This is a genomic window from Vibrio sp. JPW-9-11-11 (assembly GCF_013369335.1).
Classification (GTDB): domain Bacteria; phylum Pseudomonadota; class Gammaproteobacteria; order Enterobacterales; family Vibrionaceae; genus Vibrio.
Genome location: NZ_SZQJ01000001.1, coordinates 42459 through 60945 on the forward strand (window position 1 = coordinate 42459; position 18487 = coordinate 60945).

Genomic DNA, 18487 nt, shown 5'->3' on the forward strand with positions numbered 1-18487 from the left:
GACTGGAATACTGATAAAAAAAATCCCCGCAGTAGTGATACTGGCGGGGATTTTTTTGGGCATTACGTCATCAGTCGTTAAGGATTGATGATGTACTACAACACCGCAATGACATCAGAAGGTGTATTCGGGGCCACAGCATCGCCGTAATGAAACTTGATCACGGTTCGCCGTTTCTCCATGGTCCCTTCTGTTATCGCCGCATCGATTATGCGTCTCGGCAAGCGAAAACGCATGGCGTAGCCTTTACCTTGATGTTCGCTATAACTCTCGAGTGCCAGCAATTGAAATAGCCTGTCGAGCGTGTCTTGAGGCTCTTCTTGATAAACCGACACCGTTTCGCCACTTTGTTCCGTCTCATAGCTTGGATGCTCTGAGGGGTCCCATGACGACTGCTTGCGCCGTTTCTCGTCTGCAGTCACTTTCCGTTCTGCGTTGCTCTTGGTCAATGCAATCGTGGGGGCAACCGGCTCACGAACTTTATTGTCACGCGCTGCTTGCTCCGTTTGCACATTAACCGATGGGGCGATGAGTGGAACACTTACGTTCGTTGGTGATACGAGCATCGTTTAATCTCCTCACGCCCAACCGGCAGAGTGTCAACTCTTTCGGTTAGCTTATTTATCGACCAATCTAGTCAAATGTTTAGCACATTTTACAAATTGTTGCATAATGTCGACTCGTTACCGATAAATCGCTGCACTTGTTCGCAGAAGGACTCAAATTCGGTCATAAACGGTGCGTGAGAAGAGGCACTGAACACATGGCTTTCACTGTTGGGGATTAGGCTGCCGACGTCGCTGGCGACTTTGACTGGCACTAACCCATCGAGACGGCCATACAAACGTAATATCGGCATGCTCAACTCATGTAACCGGTGACGATAGTCAATATCTCCTAGCAAGTTTAAGCCCGATAATAACGACGTCGGGTTTGGCGTCGGGCGCGACAGGACGGCTTGCTTGAGGTGCTTCACATCTTTGCGCGCGGATGGGCTACCCATGGCTTGCAACGCCATAAAGCGTTCAATGGTCAGTTGAAAGTCTTCGACCAACTGCTCAGTAAAGGCCCCCAAGACTTTAGGCTGAATGCCTCGCCACGACTGGTGCGCGGCAAATTTGGGTGAGCTCGCGACCGTGATCAGCTTAGTGACTCGTTGTGGGTGATTGAGCGCGATGTGAGTGGCCACTAGCCCGCCGAGCGACCAGCCGAGCCAAATCGCTTGTTGCGGGGCATGAGCGAGAACTTGTTGGGCCAAGTCGTCCATCGCGACAAACTCGGCTTGATGACTATGACCGAATCCGGGCAGATCCACCACATGCACTCGGTAGTGTTGACTCAGCACATCGACACTTTGTTGCCAGACAGCGCCATTCATCCCCCAGCCATGGATGAGAACCACATCTTGTCCTTGTCCGGTTACCTGCCAAAACAACTCTGGCTGTTTGCTCTCACTTTGTTGCACTTTATCCATCCTTTTTTGCTCTGCTTTGCGGCCACACTGTTGTGGATACCCACTGTAAGCGAGCTCATGTTAGCGCAAATATTCCACAAATACATCGCGGACCTGTTGCCTTGCCATTGCGAGCTCTGTCTGCTGCCGATTCACACCGGGACGGCTTCTAGCAGTTTTTGCGCTGTCTGTTTAGGCTACTTTGCGCCGATAGAGCGCTGTTTGCGCTGCGGGTTGCCTTGTGTGGACGAGCCTGAGCAATGTGGCCACTGCTTAAAGCGCCCGCCGCTCTGGCACCGGCTCTACTGTGTTGGCGACTATCAGCTACCACTGGCGAGCTATGTTCATCGTTTGAAGTACCAACGCCAATTTTGGCAGGCTGACAAGCTCGCGCAGTTGCTGAGCGGGCAGATAACCCAACCTGCAGAATTGATCACTTATGTCCCTCTGCATTGGCAGCGTGCTGCTTGGCGTGGTTTTAATCAGAGCGAACGTTTGGCACACGCACTGGCGAAGCAACTTGCTATCCCCTGCGCAAGCTTGTTTCGTCGAACGCACGCGACGCGCCCTCAGCAAGGGCTAAATCGAGCTCAGCGGCTGGCGAATCTTACTGATGTGTTTGCATTAAAATCTCTCCCTAATATGAGCCGAATAGCGATTGTTGATGATGTCGTGACCACTGGCAGTACCGTGCAGCATTTATGCAAATTACTGCTTGATGCAGGGGTGAAAAATGTCGATATTTACTGCATTTGCCGCACTCCAGATCCCGTGAGTTAGCCGAATTTTTGTAAAAGGCTAGATCTCTCAATTTTCAGGAGTAGAATGGTCAACTAATAGCCTACAAAATTACTCAGGTATTCGTCGTGTCAAATACAATTACTATTACTGAAACTGCCCAAAAACACTTTGCTAACCTGCTCAGCCAGCAGCCAGAAGGCACCAATATTCGTGTGTTCGTTGTTAACCCTGGTACCCAAAACGCCGAGTGTGGTGTCTCTTACTGCCCACCAGAAGCGATCGAATCGACCGACACCGAGCTCGCTTTCGAGGGGTTCTCGGCCTACGTCGATGAGTTGAGCCTGCCTTTCCTTGAAGACGCAGAAATTGATTTTGTGACTGACAAAATGGGTTCACAACTGACTTTGAAAGCTCCTAACGCCAAAATGCGTAAAGTCGCCGATGATGCGCCTTTAGTCGAGCGTGTGGAATATGTCATCCAAACTCAAGTTAATCCTCAGTTGGCGGGCCATGGCGGTCATGTAAACCTAGTCGAAATTACCGATGATGGTGTTGCGATTGTGGCGTTTGGCGGCGGCTGTAACGGCTGCTCAATGGTTGATGTCACGCTTAAAGAAGGCATCGAAAAAGAGCTATTGCAACAGTTCGAAGGTGAACTATCGGCGGTACGTGACGCGACTGAGCACGACCGTGGTGAGCACTCTTACTATTAGGCTCATAGTTTAACCGAATGAAATACATAGGGTTGGCCTTAGGGCGAACCCTTTTTTTTGATTTCAAACCCAGTTATTTTCTCCTATATTAGGAGGTCGTCTCTCGGTGCTAAGGAGCAAAGTCGTGGCAAAAAGGACTCCACCAGATATTTTGGCAAAACAAACGGTTGCACAATCTCGATTGTTCGCGATTGAAGCGCTCGATCTGCGTTTTAGCAATGGTGAGCAACGAACTTATGAACGGATGAAGCCGAGCGGCCGCAATGCGGTTATGATGGTCCCTGTTACCGAACAAGGCGACCTGTTGCTGGTTCGAGAATATGCGGCAGGTACTGAACGCTACGAACTCGGCTTCCCTAAAGGGCTGATTGACCCCGGCGAAAGTGCCGAACAAGCGGCGGTGCGTGAGCTCAAGGAGGAGATTGGCTTTGGTGCAAATAGGTTAACGCCGCTCAAACAAGTGGTACTCGCCCCCTCTTATTTCTCGAGCAAAATGACCCTGTTTATTGCAGAAGATCTATACTCAGAACAGTTGGAAGGGGATGAACCAGAACCGTTAGATGTGGTCCGTTGGCCGCTCGCTCAAGCTGAAGAGCTGCTTACGCACCTCGATTTTAGTGAAGCGCGCAGTATTACCGCGCTACTGCTTGCTCTGCGCATATTACAACCATCACTCTCAGTGAAGTAGACCCGAAAGAGGTCATCGCGCAGCGCACTAAGGAACATTTATGCCAATAACTAAAGATCTCTCTCATCATTTACCTGCAGTGATTGAAATCGCCCGTTCGGCCGGGCAACTGATCCTCGAAATTTACGAGAAAAAAGAGTACCAAGCGTACACCAAAAGTGACGAAACACCGGTCACCAGTGCCGATATCGCAGCCCACAAGTTGATCACAGAAAAGCTCTCTGAGCTGACTCCGGATATTCCGGTATTGTCTGAAGAAGATGCCGATATTAGCCTCGAGCAGCGCTCTCAATGGAACCGGTACTGGCTAGTCGACCCGCTCGATGGCACGCAAGAGTTTATTGCTCGCAGTGGTGATTTCGCCACCATTATCGCGCTGGTGGAAAACAACAAACCAGTGATGGGCGTGGTATATGGGCCAGTATCTGGGGTGACTTACTACGCCTATCATGGTAAAGGGGCATGGAAAATTCCAGATCTCGACCAAAATGTTCGCATCAAGACTCATACTCACGATGGTCAATCCAGCCCGATTGCGATGGCGATCAGTCGTCGTCAAGACATCAACCGGATCACTCGCCGTATGAGTAGTGAGTGGAACTACGACTTAGTGCCTCTCGGTTCGGCAGCGCTTAAGGCGTGTTTGGTCGCCGAAGGTGCGGTCGATTGTTACTTGCGTCTTGGTCCGACCGGAGAGTGGGATACCGCGGCAACTCAGTGTATTGTTGAAGAAGCGGGGGGCCGTATTCTCAGTACCCACCTTGACCCATTGTCGTACAACGAACGCGATACTTTGGAAAACCCGAACTTTATCGTTCTGGGGGATGAGAACCTGCCTTGGGATGGCATTTTGCAGGTTAAGGATTAAGTTTCTCGCTACGCCTTCGAATAGACATCTCGGTCACCGAGCCAGCGGTCGATAATGGCGACGGCACTATCGGGATAGTTGTCGTGAACGTGGCGAGCAATACGCTGAACTTCGGGAATCAGGCTCTGATCGCGCACCAGATCAGCAATTTTAAAGTCGGCCATGCCGGTTTGCTTGGTGCCGAGCAACTCTCCCGGCCCGCGAATTTCTAAGTCGCGCTGTGCAATCACAAACCCATCGTTACTCTCGCGCAGAACACCGAGGCGTTTCTGCGCGGTTTTGGACAGCGGGGCATGGTAGAGCAGCACACAATGGCTGGCGACGCTACCCCGACCGACTCGGCCGCGCAACTGGTGCAGTTGTGCCAGACCAAGTCGCTCTGGGTTTTCAATGATCATCAAGCTCGAGTTTGGCACATCAACCCCAACTTCAATCACTGTGGTTGCCACGAGTAGATGTAGCTTGTTGTCTTTAAAGTCCTGCATCACCGCTTGCTTCTCAGCAGGTTTCATGCGCCCGTGAACCAAACCGATTTTGACATCCGGAAGCTTGCGCTGCAGCTCTTCAGCGGTATCGGCCGCCGCTTGCGCTTCGAGTACTTCAGACTCGTCAATCAAGGTACACACCCAGTAGGCTTGCTTGCCCTCATTTAGACAGGCGTGACGAACGCGTTCAACAATATCGTCCCGTTTGGTATCGGGAATGGCCACGGTTTGAATCGGCGTGCGCCCTGGTGGTAGCTCATCAATCACTGAGGTTTCCAAATCGGCGTAGGCGGTCATCGCTAAGGTGCGTGGAATGGGTGTTGCGGTCATGATCAGCTGATGCGGAAAGGCACCTTGTTTCTCGCCTTTTTCGCGCAGCTCCAGCCGCTGGTGGACACCAAAGCGGTGCTGCTCGTCAATAATCACCAAGGCTAAGTGGTGAAACGCAACGTGTTCTTGGAACAGCGCGTGGGTACCGACCACCATTTTCGCCTCGCCATTGGCAATTTGCTCGAGTTGAGCCTGTTTGGCTTTGCCTTTTAGTTTTCCCGCCAGCCAGCCGACTTTAATGCCCATTGGTTCAAGCCATGCAGAGAAGTTGATGGCGTGTTGTTCGGCAAGTAGCTCGGTAGGCGCCATTAACGCCACTTGATAGCCATGTTCTAGTGCGCGTAGCGCCGAGAGGGCGGCGACTAAGGTTTTTCCTGAGCCAACGTCGCCTTGAACTAAACGCATCATCGGATGAGGCTTGGCCAAGTCTTGCTCGATTTCTTGGACTACTCGGGTTTGAGCTTGGGTTGGGGTAAAGGGCAGACTATTGAGGAGCTGCTGCTTGAGCGTATCGCGCGCTGCTAAGGGTAAGGCGGTGTCTCGTTGGCCTTTACTGCGCACCGCCAGCATAGATAAATTTTGCGCCAGGAGCTCTTCGATAATCAAACGCACTTGCGCCGGATGTTTGCCGTTATCAAACTGGTTTAAATCAAGGCTTGGGGGGGGGCGATGAATCGTATGCAATGCCTGGGCAAGCGTAATTTGGCTGTCATAAAGCCCGCTTGGCAAGAGTTCTTGTACTGCGGCTTTATCCAGTAATTCAAGCGCTTGGTCAGTTAAGTTACGCAGCGTGATTTGGCGTAGGCCATCGGTGGTGGGATAAACCGGAGTCAACGTTTGTTCCACATCTGGGCTTTGGTGCGGTGCATAGAATTTGTAGTCGGGATGGACGATTTCCAACCCATAACTGCCGCGTTTAACTTCGCCATAGGCGTGGACCGTTCTACCTTCGGCAAAGTTGTTTTTCATCGCGGCGTTAAAGTTGAAAAAGCGCAGCGTAATGGTGCCATTACCATCGCTGATTTTGACGGTCAGCATTTTGCGTTTGCCAAACAGCGTATCGACGCTCATCACTTTACCCTCAACCGCCGCCCACAATCCAGCATGCAGCTTGACCATTGGATAAATGCGGGTGCGGTCTTCGTAACGAAGAGGGAGGTGAAACAGCAAATCCTGAACGGTAATCAGGCCAACTTTTGCTAATTTCTCAGCCACTTTGGCGCCGACGCCGGTCAGTGACGTTAAAGGAATAGCAGAGAGAAGTTGGGACATAAAAACGCTCGATAAGTCATTCTATAGGTTAGTAATAGTTAACCATTGAGCTGTGTTTTTGTACAGGATAAATGTTACTTCTTCTGCATCTCTGCCCACCAATCATCATCGGCGATGATTTGGCCTTGCTCATCGAGTGGCGGGTAGGGCAGTTTTTTGCGCTTGGCGACTTTGGCGAGCACTGGGTGGCCACGCTCAAACAGCAAACGGTGAATGGTCTCTTCTGGTACCGAGCTTACTTCGTTGTCGTACATGCCAGCCGCTTGGCGTTGACGCTGCGCTTCATACAAAATCACCGCACTGGCCACAGAGACGTTGAGCGACTGAACCATACCCACCATAGGAATGATGATGTCTTGGTCGGCGAGTTGTTTCGCTTGTTCAGACGCACCGACTTTCTCACTGCCGAGAATAATGGCGGTGGGCTTGGTGTAGTCAATGTCACGAAAGTCAACGGCCGTCTCTGAAAGGTTGGTTACCAGCACTTGCATGCCTTGCGCTTTTAATTCTGAAATCGCGTCTTCGATGCTGTCGTGAGTCTCCACTTCGACCCAGTTGCGAGCCCCCGCTGAGGTATGACTCAGGGTACGCATTTCGTTCGGCCAAACCGCGTGAATCTTATGGATCCCTGTGGCATCGGCACTGCGAATGACAGCGGAAACATTGTTTGGCTTATGGACCTCTTCGAGGCACAGGGTGAGGTCGGCTTGGCGTGCCTTGAGGACTTGTTGAATTCGGTTGTAACGTTCTAAGTTCATAGTGGTAGTGCGATATGTGAGTGACGCTAAAGGTTGATTCAAAAATGCCCTTGAAACCAGTGGCCTCAAGGACATTTTTATACGGGTACAAAGGCGAGTTAGTTCTTGCGGCGACGGACTTTTAACGTCTGTGGCATGGCTTTAATTTTGCGCATAATGCCTGCAAGATGAACGCGATCTTTGGTGGTCAGGAGCACGGTAACGGTATAAAGTCGGCCGTCGCGCTCTTCCGTCGACAGCCCGTGAATGTTCGAGCCCGTTTTAGAGATAACATTGGTCAATTCTGCTAAAGCGCCTTGACGATTTTGTACATCGACCGTCACTTCAGTGATGAACTCTTTATCGTAATCGTTTGACCATTCGACCGCCATGTATTTATCCGGCTCTTTTTGGTAGCCGCGTACATTCGGACACATTTCACGGTGCACGACTAAACCACGACCGGGTGAGACGTGGGCAATAATGTGATCGTCTGGAATCGGGTGACAGCAGTTAGCAAACGTTAGCAAAATGCCTTCAGCGCCGCGGATAGGCAGTTTCTTCTTCGCTGTTCCATCGGCATTGATGGTTTCGCTCTCAGTGAGCTCATCTGCATCGCCAAGCAGACGGCGGGCAATGACGATACTCATCAACTCGCCAAGACCAATCGCCGCTAACAGATCATCGACGGTTTTCACTTTCAGATCGGCCAGAACGTGATTAACGTTCTCTTCACTGATATCAGACAGCGACAGTTCACCTAAGGCGTGATTAAGAAGTCGACGACCGAGTGTGATTGACTCTTCACGGCGCATGGTTTTCAGCACTTGACGAATCTTAGTACGAGCGCGTGATGTCACCACATAGTTAAGCCATGCCGCGTTAGGACGAGCGCCGGGCGCGCTGATGATCTCGATAGTTTGACCGTTCTTGAGTGATTTACTCAGCGGGTATGGGTTGCGGTCTACACGTGCACCGACACAGGTGTTGCCCACGTCGGTATGTACTGCGTAGGCAAAATCAACCGCAGTGGCCCCGACAGGCAGCTCGACGATGCGCCCTTTCGGCGTAAAGACGTAAATTTCGTCTGGGAATAGATCCGATTTGACGTTTTCAATGAATTCGAATGAGTTGCCAGCGCTTTGCTGAAGCTCAAGCAAGCTTTGCATCCAGCGCTGAGCTTTGACCTGTGCCGTAGTGCCAGTTCGTTCGCCATTGCCTTTATAAGACCAGTGTGCTGCGACACCTTTGTCGGCCATCTGGTCCATATCTTCAGTGCGGATCTGCACTTCAACCGGTACGCCGTGAGGCCCAACCATAGAGGTGTGAAGCGATTGATAGCCGTTGGCTTTTGGTACCGCAATGTAATCTTTCATTCGCCCAGGGCGTGGCTTGTACAGGCTGTGCACTTGACCAAGCACACGGTAACAAGTGTCGGCGTCTTCAACGACCACGCGAAACGCGTAGATGTCCATAATGGTGTGGAAGCGCTGCTCTTTGGTTTTCATCTTGTTGTAGATGGAGAACAGATTCTTCTCCCGCCCCACTACGCGTGCATTCAGCCCGACTTCTTCAAGGCGGCCTTCAATTTCGTTATGGATGCGTTGAATCATCTCATTACGGTTACCACGTGCGGCCTTAACGACCTCTTTAAGAACTCGGTAGCGATTTGGGTACAGTGCTTCAAAACCCAGCTCTTCAAGCTCAGTTTTGATGTTGTGGATACCCAAGCGGTGGGCAAGTGGTGAGTAGATTTCTAGGGTTTCACGCGCGATACGACGCTTTTTGTCGGGGCGAAGTGCGCCCAGCGTACGCATATTGTGGGTGCGGTCAGCCAGTTTGATCAAAATGACGCGGATGTCTTGCACCATGGCAAGCACCATCTTACGGAAGTTTTCTGCCTGAGCTTCCTTGCGATCGCGAAACTTAAGCTTATCGAGCTTAGAAACGCCATCCACCAGTTCTGCTACGGTATTACCAAACTGAGTTTCTAGCTCTTCTTTGGTGACTTCAGTGTCTTCAATGACATCGTGTAGTAGTGCTGCTTGTAGGGTTTCAATATCTAGGCGCATTTCGGCCAGAATACGAGCCACTGCAACAGGGTGGATGATATAGGGTTCGCCGCTTGAGCGAGTTTGCCCTTCATGGGCGTCTTTCGCTACCACATAAGATTGACGCAGAGCCTCAATTTGAGGCTCTGTTAGGTATTCTTGGGCAACGTCTTTTAGGCTATCGAATAGATACAAACTTTAGGCCCGGAAGATAGTTGTAAAAGAGAAGGTCTGATTAACGGCTGTGAGCGATGCTGCTTACTGCGGCTAGTTCAGCGGCTTCTTGCTCTTGCTGTTCTTGACGCTCACGGGCATCAAGGATCTCTTTAGTGATAAGCCCTTCTTCGATTTCGCGCAGAGCGATAACCGTTTGCTTATCATTCTCTTCAGGCACTAGTGAATCTTTGCCGCCAGTTTGCATTTGACGAGCGCGGCGTGCCGCAATGAGAACTAGGTCGAAACGGTTGCCAACTTTTTCAACAGCGTCTTGAACAGTTACGCGTGCCATGAGAACTCCAAATTAGTTAACTAAAATTTTGAATGACGAGAAATTATACAGGGTGTCAGTTCCAAGTGTCTAGAACTTACTCCGCTAAAAGCGCATCCAGCATGCCTTTATATTTAGCAGTTTGCTTATCTTGCTTCAATCTTTCGGCGCGGATGATTGATTTAAAATCCATAAGAGCCGTATCGAAGTCATCATTAACGATCACGTAATCGTACTCGCTATAGTGAGAGATTTCCGATTTTGCCTCGGCCATACGTTTGGCGATCACCGCATCGCTATCTTGACCACGAGCATTGAGACGACGCTCTAGTTCACCATTCGATGGCGGTAAGATAAACAAACTTTTGGCTTGCGGCATCTGTTGACGAATTTGACGGGCACCTTGCCAGTCAATATCTAAGAACACATCAATGCCTTTGTTGAGATTGTCTTCAATCCAAACACGCGAGGTGCCGTAATAGTTGCCAAACACTTCGGCGTACTCAAGAAACTCGCCTTTCTCGATCAGGTCTTCAAAGTGTTCTTTCTGCACAAAATGGTAATGAACTCCATCTTGCTCGCCAGGGCGCATACCACGGGTTGTATGAGAGACCGACACTTTCATCGCGTAGGTAGGGTTGGTTTCTAGCATGGCTGAAATCAGACTCGATTTACCCGCACCACTCGGTGCAGAAACGATATATAGAGTGCCTTTACCCATAGGGACATTCTCACAGTTGGTTTGATGACAGTCGGCAAGGGGTGCTGACTTATATAAAGATAGCACTGACCTATTGTTTTACCTGAGTTGGCGAAATTTAGGTCAGAAAAATGGACGCGAAGAGTAGCATAAATTTACACTTTGGGACAAGAGCCCGAGTGGGCTCTTGTCGATGCCTAACGTGCTTACTCGATGTTTTGGATCTGTTCACGCATCTGCTCGATGAGCACTTTAAGCTCAACCCCCGAGGCGGTGATGTCGGTGCTAATAGATTTTGAGGCGAGGGTATTCGACTCGCGATTGAACTCTTGCATCATAAAGTCCAAGCGTCGGCCACAAGCGCCGCCTTTTTTGAGAATATTGTTCGCTTCTTTCACATGTGAGTCGAGACGGTCCAGCTCTTCAGCGACATCCGATTTTTGCGCCAACAAGATCAACTCTTGTTCGACACGAGATGGATCGAGCTCAACTTTGGCTTCTTCAAACTTAGAAAATAGGCGCTCACGTTGCCATTCTAAGATTTCAGGCATACGGGCACGTACTTTGGTCACTTCTGCGCTGATGGCATCAAGGCGCTGGGCAATCAACGCTTTCATGTTTTCGCCTTCACGGCCGCGCGCTTCAATAAAGTCACTGATGGCGTCATCGAAGGCTGAAAGCAAGTCTTTGTTGACTTGATCCATATCTTGCTCTTGCGCTTCCATTACCCCAGGCCAGTTCATCACTTGGAAAGGGTTGATACGACTGAGCTCCCCGGTCATGTGCATCACTTGTTCTGCCGCTTTGATGACCTGATTTGCTAAGGTTTCGTTGATAGTCAGTTCGCCTTTGGCGGCAGGGTTAGCTTCAAAACGCAGTGCACATTCGACTTTACCGCGCGCTAAGCGCTTACGAAAGCGCTCGCGCAGCACAGGCTCAAGGCCGCGAAACTGCTCTGGCAGGCGGAAGTAAGTTTCCAAGTAGCGTTGATTGACACTGCGGATTTCCCATACCGCGCTGCCCCAGTCGCCTTTCACTTCTTTACGTGCGTAGGCTGTCATACTATAGATCATCGAATTTTCCTGTTTTATCATCTGTGAAAATAACGCATGCCAATAGTAGCACAGTTCGTCGGCCGATAGCTTTGCCGAGTAAACTTCGCTATAATCTGGCCCCAATCAAATACGTCTCCCCCATAAATAAGGTAATGCCCATGCGTCCAAACGACCGCGCGGCGGATCAAATTCGCCCAATCAAAATGACTCGTAACTATACCGCCTATGCTGAGGGCTCGGTGCTGGTTGAGTTTGGCAATACCAAAGTGTTGTGCAATGCCACGGTAGAAGAGAATGTTCCACGCTGGCTTAAAGGCCAAGGTAAAGGTTGGGTCACCGCAGAATATGGCATGTTACCGCGCTCGACGCACTCGCGTATGCGTCGTGAAGCTGCCAGCGGCAAGCAAGGCGGTCGTACCATGGAAATTCAACGTCTGATCGCGCGTAGTCTACGCGCCGTGGTCGATTTAGAAGCTATGGGTGAGATTATGGTCACGGTCGATTGTGACGTGATTCAAGCTGATGGTGGTACCCGCACAGCGTCTATCTCTGGTGCGAGCGTAGCGATGGCGGATGCGTTCCAACACTTGGTGGAGAACGGCAAGCTCAAAGCCAACCCAATGAAAGGTCATGTAGCAGCGGTGTCCGTAGGGCAGCTTGGCGAAGATATTTTGTGTGACCTTGAATATGTGGAAGACTCTGCGGCCGATACCGATATGAATGTGGTGATGACCGAAGACGGTCGTATGATTGAAGTACAAGGCACGGCGGAAGGTGAACCCTTTAGTCACGAAGACCTGATGAAAATGTTGGAATCGGCGAAAGTCGGTATTAGCGAGATCGTCGCGGCGCAGAAGGCGGCGTTAGAAAATTAATGTTTATTAAATAGCTTCCTATTTAGGAAGCTATTTTTTTATCAAGATTTAGCGAAGGCTAAGTTTTGTACTGTTTATAAACCGTCTAGAAAACTAGACCTTTTATTTAGAGAGAAAGTAATGAAAGCATACCAGCGTGAATTTATTGAGTTTGCCTTAGAGAAAGAAGTCCTAAAGTTTGGTGAGTTTACTTTAAAATCAGGCCGCAAGAGTCCGTACTTCTTTAACGCTGGTCTGTTCAATACCGGTCGTGATTTAGCGCGCTTGGGTCGCTTCTACGCGGCAGCATTAGCCGATTCTGGTATTGAGTTTGATGTATTGTTCGGCCCTGCTTACAAAGGCATTCCTATTGCAACTACTACGGCAGTAGCACTCGCTGACCACCATGACATCGACACGCCTTACTGCTTTAATCGTAAAGAAGCGAAAGACCACGGCGAAGGTGGCAACTTAGTCGGCAGTGCGCTCGAAGGTCGTATTATGTTGGTCGATGATGTCATCACAGCGGGCACCGCGATTCGTGAGTCGATGGAGATCATCCAAGCGAATGGAGCCGATCTGGCGGGTGTATTGGTGGCAATCGACCGTCAAGAGAAAGGTAAAGGGGAGCTGTCGGCGATTCAAGAAGTTGAGCGCGACTTTGGCTGCGCGATTATCTCGATTGTGAGCCTGACCGACCTGGTGACGTTTCTTGAAGAGCAAGGAACGGACAGCGAACACTTAGAAGCCGTGAAGGCGTATCGCGCTGAATACGGAGTTTAGACGTAACTCACTGTCGTGCGCTCTTAACAACAAGGGGCGGATGGTTACCCATCCGCCCCTTTCTTTTTTTAAAGCGGGATTACTTGTATCGAATGCCTTTCTCGATGCTTTCATCTTCCATGGTTTTATAGCGTTTATGTAGCCACATCCATTGCTCTGGGGCGCGTAGAATGACCTCTTCGACGTGTCGGTTCATATAGGCGGCTGCCGCTTTTTCGTCTTTCTGTGGGTACTCTTCTTCAACCGATTTGTTGGCTAAGATTTCATACTGGCCTTGTGGATTTCGAAAGCCTGAACCCATGACGATGGCCGCTTTGCTGGTATAGGCAAGAATGCTGGTTCCAGTGGTGGTACAGGCATCTTGAACCGCAAAAAACGGCACAAATACCGACTTGTTGCGTCCGTAGTCGTGGTCTGGAAGATAAAACAAGCGTTCGCCGCTTCGCATGACGCGAATCATCTGCTTAATGTCTTTTCTATCTATCAGCACGTTGCCATTGTGCGAACGCCCCCAGTATTGGATAAGGTTGTAGGCAGGGTTGTTGTGTGGGCGAAACGCGCCATACCCGCCCAGACCTAGCACAGCAAATGCACGCGCTGTGATCTCTAGATTCAGTGCATGCACGCAGCACAACAGTACCCCTTTACCTTGCGCCTTGTATTGATGCAGTAGGTCGATGTCTTTGGCGACAATACGACGTTTAAAGCGCCAAGTTGGCCAAAACCAGGTGATGCCGGTTTCAATTAGGGCCATACCGGTATTTTTAAAGTTCTCTTCAACCATTTTGTCGCGCTCTAGCGGAGCCATTTCAGGAAAGGCCAGCTCGAGGTTGCGTCGTGCCACTTTGACTCGGGACTTACCCAACTTCATGCCCAGTTTACCCAAGCCACGGCCGATTCGATATAACACGGCATAAGGAAGTAAGTTAACGATCAGCGCTAACAGGCCAAAGCCCAGCCAAACTCCCCAATATTTAGGGTGAATAAGCGCTAGGGTGAACTTAGGTTTTTCAACAGTCGATTTTTTGCTCATAACTATGACTTTATTTCTGTACTTACTGAATTTGTGCGCTCAGCAAGGCCCAATACTCTTCAAAACTGGCGGTAGGTTGATATTTAAAATCACTGCGGACAAAGCGATTCAAGCTGCCTTCAACTTGGCCGAGAAGCTGCGCAGCAAGTACTCTTTCATCGACAGGGAAAGCTTTGCCTTCACGTAGCATGCGTTCGCGTAAGATTTGGCGCAGCGAGGTTTCGATGCGCTCAAACAGTTGATTGATGCGTTCGCGCAGACGTTCGTTTTCAAACATCAGTGCGTGACCAGACAAGATGCGACTTAAGCCAGGGTTGCGTTCTGCAAAGGCCAGAATCAGCTGCAACACTAGGCGAATGCGGGTTAAGGTATCTTTTTCTTCATCAACAATGCGGTTGATGCGCGACATCAGAGATTCTTCGATAAACTCGATCAGGCCCTCAAACATGCGGGCTTTGCTCGGGAAATGGCGATAGAGTGCGGCTTCAGAAACGCCAACCTGTTTCGCCAGTTTTGCAGTGGTAATACGCGACGCGCCCTCGTTGGACTCGAGCATTTCTGCTAAGGCTTGCAAAATTTCATCTCGGCGGTTGGTTTTTCTTGTTCCGGCCATGACCCTGTTCCTTTTGTTACCATTCTGAATAAAAGGGTTTGAGCCGTTGAATGCTCAAACCCGACAACCTATGACATATCCTTTGTCGCGGTGTTGCTAGTAATAAGACTAGAGTGCGCGTTTAGCGTCGAGTTTTTCCGCGACAGTCATCATTATTTGATGCGCTATTTGTTGTTTTGAAGCAAGAGTAAGTGATTGCTTACCCTCTTTCCAGTATAAGGTGATTGCGTTGTGGTTGCTATTAAAGCCTTGGCCTGCAACAGAGACATCGTTAGCACAAATTAAATCCAATTGTTTGTTGACCAGCTTGCTCAGCGCGTAATTTTCAACCTGTTGAGTTTCCGCGGCAAAGCCAACAGTGAAAGGGCGATGTTCAGTGAGAGCGGCAACGGAGGCGATGATGTCCGGATTTTTCACCATTTTGATGGTCATATGGTCGCTATCATCAGTCTTTTTAATCTTCTGCTCGGCGATGCGCTCTGGGCGGTAATCGGCAACGGCGGCGCAACCGATAAAGACATCACTGCTCGTCGCATGCTGCATCGCAGCGTTGTACATGTTTTGTGCGCTATCGACATCAATACGCTTAACACCTGCGGGAGTGGCCAGGGTAACAGGCCCTGCAATCAAGCTAACATTTGCGCCCAAACGTTGGGCCGCCTCTGCCAAAGCAAAGCCCATTTTTCCAGAACTGTGATTGGAGATATAACGCACTGGATCGATTGCCTCGAGGGTTGGTCCTGCGGTGATCACCACAGATTGCCCTTTTAGTGGCTTGTCAGCAAAGAAGTGTTCACATCGCTCCACTAGCTGCATGGGTTCAAGCATTCTACCCGGGCCCACATCACCACAGGCTTGCTCACCCGCGGCTGGCCCCCAAATGTGCATACCACGGCGCTCTAGTGTTGCAATGTTTTCTTGAGTCGCGATATTTCGGTACATCTGCTGATTCATCGCTGGCGAGACTGCAATAGGAGAGTCAGTCGCTAAAATAAGTGTGGTCAGCAAGTCGTTACCCATGCCAGCCGCAGTGCGTGCGATCAGATCGGCGGTCGCTGGTGCCAGTAAGACTAAATCGGCCCATTTCGCCAGCTCAATATGGCCCATAGACGCCTCAGCCGCAGGGTCGAGTAAACTGTCGGATACGGGTCTGCCCGAGACTGCCTGCATTGTAAGGGGAGTAATAAACTCTTTTGCCGCGTGGGTCATCACCACTTGAACTTCAGCACCGCGTTCAATTAAACGACGTGTGAGTTCGGCACATTTATAAGCCGCGATACCGCCGCTGATGCCTAAAAGGATCTTTTTACCTGCGAGTGTTTGCATGATGATCTTCCTAAAAAATTCTGCCCGTAAGATACCACGGCTAATAATTGTGTGCCTAGGGCAGTAAAATCAGTTCTTCACTTTGGACTTTGCGCCAGCGCAAACTTTATCACACCTCTCCCCGTATGCGTTTTCAGTGCTGGCGCCATGTACTTCGCACTGTACTCATCTCAGTTTTTCATTCTCGAGTCTGTTTTATTACCCTTGTTGGAATGCCCACCTCAGAAGATGTAGATGAACACTCCAGTCAAGCAACCCATGCTCCCTAAAGCGTCGATGCCACGAGAAAAGCTTTTATCACATGGCCCTCAGGCACTCACCGATGCCGAACTGTTGGCGATATTTTTGCGCACCGGAACTCGGGGAATGAATGTATTGGCGCTCTCTGAGCATCTAATCCAACAGTTTGGTTCATTAAGAGCGCTGTTTGCCGCTGATTTAGATAACTTCTGTCAGCATAAAGGCTTAGGCACAGCGAAATATGTGCAGTTGCAAGCAGTGCTTGAAATGACCCAGCGTTATCTGAGTGAAGCGCTTAAAAGAGACAGTGCGCTGACCAGCCCGGAGCAAACGAAATTGTATTTGTGTGGACTTTTGCGCGATAAACAGCGCGAGGAGTTTTATGTGCTGTTTTTAGACAATCAACACCGAGTGATCTGTGGCGAATCTCTGTTTCAAGGCACGATAGACGCCGCTTCTGTTTATCCTCGTGAAGTGGTGAAACACGCGCTACAGCACAATTCAGCTGCGCTGATTATTGCCCACAATCATCCGTCAGGTATCGCTGAACCGAGCCAGAGTGATCGCCGCATTACCCGTCGTATAACGGATGCACTGGCGCTGGTAGACATTCGTTTACTCGACCATTTTGTTGTCGGCGATGGCGAGATTGTTTCCTTTGCCGAGCGCGGATGGATTTAAATCACATTATTAGTTGTGAGTTCGTCGAATTCTGCTACAATCCCCCGACATTTTTTTGAACTATTATCAGCTCTGCCTAAAAAAGATCACGAAAACCTGTAAAAAGGATCTGTTCGGGTCTTGAGCAATGCTACTCAAGTTAGTATAATGCGCGACCTTTGATAGCCTTGTATGGGTTTCCATAGCGGTATAAGACCTCGAAATTCTTTTGAGAAATGGTTTCTTTGAGAACTAGAGAGGTTCGGCCACCAAGGTTGATATCGAGCTGAAACGATTTTGGAGAAGACATTCATGTCACGAGTATGCCAAGTAACTGGTAAGCGTCCAGTAACGGGTAACAACCGTTCACACGCACGCAATGCTACTAAGCGTCGTTTTCTGCCGAACCTACAAACTCATCGTTTCTGGGTAGAGAGCGAAAAACGTTTTGTTAAACTACGCCTATCTGCTAAAGGTATGCGTATCATCGATAAGAAAGGCATCGATGCTGTTCTTGTTGATATCCGTGCAAACGGCGTAAACGTTTAAGAGGAAATAGACAATGGCAAAGAAAGGCGTACGTGAGAAAATCCGTCTAGTATCTTCTGCAGGTACTGGTCACTTCTACACGACTGATAAGAACAAGCGTAACATGCCAGGCAAATTTGAGATCAAAAAGTTTGATCCTGTAGTTCGCCAGCACGTTATGTACAAAGAAGCGAAAATCAAGTAATTGATGCTTTTTTGAACTTCCCTCGGGAAGCGTGAATTAGAAACCCAATCATAGCAATATGATTGGGTTTTTTATTACCTGTAAGTTTATTGTACTTGTCGATCACCTTGGCGTAAGAGGCTATTATCTAGACACTAACCGCTGTCATCTAGGAGCCGCTAGCTATGCGAGTCTCGCCCACACGTCGTAGACGTTGGAACAACATCCTGATTTTAGGCATTATCGCCTTTATCGGTTTGCTTAACTTACCAACGTTGATTAAAACCTATTTAATTGATGAGCCAGAGGTTCAAAGTCAGTACCCTTATCTGCTCAATCCTCACGCCGAGCTTCAAGCATTGCACTTCTCAAACTGGTCGCTGGAGAAGAATCAAGGCCGTTGGCGCAGTACAATCCCGACATCGATTACCGAACAAGAGCTAGCTCAACGTTGGCAAAGTTTGGTCGGGACAGAGTTGACTCAAGAACATGTTGATAGCCTGAAAGCTCAGCTTGGTGTACCACAATCGATTGAAGTGTGGTATCTCGACCAGGAAGAGCCACAAAGGATCACCTACTATCAGACCCCTCAATTTTGGTTGCTCAACAACTGGCAAGACAAGTGGATAGCCATTTCGGTTGAATCTGGTTATCTTATGCCTTGATTATACGTGTCTAGCATCATT

Annotated in this window: 21 protein-coding genes; 10 read left to right on the plus strand and 11 right to left on the minus strand. The window is 49.6% G+C overall.

All coding sequences use genetic code 11. The annotated features are described in order from the left end of the window. Positions 1-95 precede the first annotated feature (95 nt). Both FCU94_RS00195 and bioH read right to left on the minus strand, forming a co-directional pair. Complete coding sequence (locus tag FCU94_RS00195; protein WP_176286575.1) at positions 96-566, minus strand: ATP-dependent Lon protease; 471 nt, start codon at positions 564-566, stop codon at positions 96-98. 89 nt (positions 567-655) lie between these two features. Next, the gene (gene bioH / locus FCU94_RS00200; protein WP_176286576.1) at positions 656-1474 is read right to left on the minus strand and encodes a pimeloyl-ACP methyl ester esterase BioH; all 819 of its coding nucleotides are present in this window, start codon (positions 1472-1474) and stop codon (positions 656-658) included. Positions 1475-1531: 57 nt separating this feature from the next. On the opposite strand from bioH, the gene FCU94_RS00205 reads away from it, so the two are divergent. The 4 genes from FCU94_RS00205 (at position 1532) to cysQ (ending at position 4463) form a co-directional block, all read left to right on the plus strand. Then, positions 1532-2233 (plus strand): ComF family protein, encoded by a 702-nt coding sequence (locus FCU94_RS00205; RefSeq protein WP_176286577.1) that lies wholly within the window; start codon positions 1532-1534, stop codon positions 2231-2233. An 86-nt stretch (positions 2234-2319) separates the two neighbouring features. After that, the gene (nfuA, locus tag FCU94_RS00210) at positions 2320-2907 is read left to right on the plus strand and encodes a Fe-S biogenesis protein NfuA (protein WP_176286578.1); all 588 of its coding nucleotides are present in this window, start codon (positions 2320-2322) and stop codon (positions 2905-2907) included. A 124-nt stretch (positions 2908-3031) separates the two neighbouring features. After that, the gene (gene nudE / locus FCU94_RS00215; RefSeq protein WP_176286579.1) at positions 3032-3595 is read left to right on the plus strand and encodes an ADP compounds hydrolase NudE; all 564 of its coding nucleotides are present in this window, start codon (positions 3032-3034) and stop codon (positions 3593-3595) included. 40 nt (positions 3596-3635) lie between these two features. Next, positions 3636-4463, plus strand: coding sequence for a 3'(2'),5'-bisphosphate nucleotidase CysQ (gene cysQ / locus FCU94_RS00220; RefSeq protein ID WP_176286580.1), 828 nt, complete (start codon positions 3636-3638; stop codon positions 4461-4463). A gap of 8 nt (positions 4464-4471) precedes the next feature. Here the strand turns inward: cysQ and recG are convergent, their stop codons facing one another. The 6 genes from recG to FCU94_RS00250 form a co-directional block, all read right to left on the minus strand. Then, positions 4472-6550, minus strand: a complete 2079-nt coding sequence (gene recG, locus FCU94_RS00225; RefSeq protein ID WP_176286581.1) for an ATP-dependent DNA helicase RecG — start codon at positions 6548-6550, stop codon at positions 4472-4474. 74 nt (positions 6551-6624) lie between these two features. Beyond that, complete coding sequence (trmH, locus tag FCU94_RS00230; RefSeq protein WP_176286582.1) at positions 6625-7308, minus strand: tRNA (guanosine(18)-2'-O)-methyltransferase TrmH; 684 nt, start codon at positions 7306-7308, stop codon at positions 6625-6627. Positions 7309-7406: 98 nt separating this feature from the next. Then, entirely contained in the window at positions 7407-9533 is a 2127-nt protein-coding gene (spoT, locus tag FCU94_RS00235; protein WP_176286583.1) for a bifunctional GTP diphosphokinase/guanosine-3',5'-bis pyrophosphate 3'-pyrophosphohydrolase, read from the minus strand. Positions 9534-9573: 40 nt separating this feature from the next. After that, entirely contained in the window at positions 9574-9846 is a 273-nt protein-coding gene (rpoZ, locus tag FCU94_RS00240; RefSeq protein WP_004410883.1) for a DNA-directed RNA polymerase subunit omega, read from the minus strand. Positions 9847-9922: 76 nt separating this feature from the next. After that, on the minus strand, positions 9923-10546 hold the full coding sequence (gene gmk, locus FCU94_RS00245; RefSeq protein WP_176286584.1) for a guanylate kinase: 624 nt from the start codon (positions 10544-10546) through the stop codon (positions 9923-9925). A 185-nt stretch (positions 10547-10731) separates the two neighbouring features. Then, positions 10732-11598, minus strand: a complete 867-nt coding sequence (locus FCU94_RS00250; RefSeq protein WP_176286585.1) for a YicC/YloC family endoribonuclease — start codon at positions 11596-11598, stop codon at positions 10732-10734. Positions 11599-11738: 140 nt separating this feature from the next. Between FCU94_RS00250 and rph the strand changes: the two genes are divergently transcribed. Next, on the plus strand, positions 11739-12455 hold the full coding sequence (gene rph / locus FCU94_RS00255) for a ribonuclease PH (RefSeq protein WP_176286586.1): 717 nt from the start codon (positions 11739-11741) through the stop codon (positions 12453-12455). A 120-nt stretch (positions 12456-12575) separates the two neighbouring features. Further along, on the plus strand, positions 12576-13217 hold the full coding sequence (gene pyrE / locus FCU94_RS00260; protein ID WP_176286587.1) for an orotate phosphoribosyltransferase: 642 nt from the start codon (positions 12576-12578) through the stop codon (positions 13215-13217). A gap of 79 nt (positions 13218-13296) precedes the next feature. Here pyrE and lpxL read toward each other — a convergent pair whose 3' ends face one another. From lpxL to coaBC, 3 genes are all read right to left on the minus strand, one after another. Then, entirely contained in the window at positions 13297-14250 is a 954-nt protein-coding gene (gene lpxL, locus FCU94_RS00265; protein WP_176286588.1) for an LpxL/LpxP family Kdo(2)-lipid IV(A) lauroyl/palmitoleoyl acyltransferase, read from the minus strand. Between the two features lie 22 nt (positions 14251-14272). Further along, positions 14273-14863, minus strand: a complete 591-nt coding sequence (gene slmA / locus FCU94_RS00270; RefSeq protein WP_176286589.1) for a nucleoid occlusion factor SlmA — start codon at positions 14861-14863, stop codon at positions 14273-14275. Positions 14864-14971: 108 nt separating this feature from the next. Then, on the minus strand, positions 14972-16189 hold the full coding sequence (gene coaBC / locus FCU94_RS00275; protein ID WP_176286590.1) for a bifunctional phosphopantothenoylcysteine decarboxylase/phosphopantothenate--cysteine ligase CoaBC: 1218 nt from the start codon (positions 16187-16189) through the stop codon (positions 14972-14974). Between the two features lie 258 nt (positions 16190-16447). On the opposite strand from coaBC, the gene radC reads away from it, so the two are divergent. The 4 genes from radC to FCU94_RS00295 all read left to right on the plus strand — a co-directional run bounded on the left by radC (position 16448) and on the right by FCU94_RS00295 (position 18466). Further along, complete coding sequence (gene radC, locus FCU94_RS00280; RefSeq protein ID WP_176286703.1) at positions 16448-17110, plus strand: RadC family protein; 663 nt, start codon at positions 16448-16450, stop codon at positions 17108-17110. Between the two features lie 291 nt (positions 17111-17401). Then, positions 17402-17638 (plus strand): 50S ribosomal protein L28, encoded by a 237-nt coding sequence (gene rpmB, locus FCU94_RS00285; RefSeq protein ID WP_004743834.1) that lies wholly within the window; start codon positions 17402-17404, stop codon positions 17636-17638. A 13-nt stretch (positions 17639-17651) separates the two neighbouring features. Beyond that, entirely contained in the window at positions 17652-17822 is a 171-nt protein-coding gene (gene rpmG, locus FCU94_RS00290) for a 50S ribosomal protein L33 (RefSeq protein WP_004410866.1), read from the plus strand. Between the two features lie 164 nt (positions 17823-17986). After that, positions 17987-18466 carry a hypothetical protein gene (locus tag FCU94_RS00295; RefSeq protein WP_176286591.1) on the plus strand — a complete coding sequence of 160 codons (480 nt, stop codon included), beginning with the start codon at positions 17987-17989 and terminating at the stop codon, positions 18464-18466. The last annotated feature ends 21 nt before the right edge of the window (positions 18467-18487 follow it).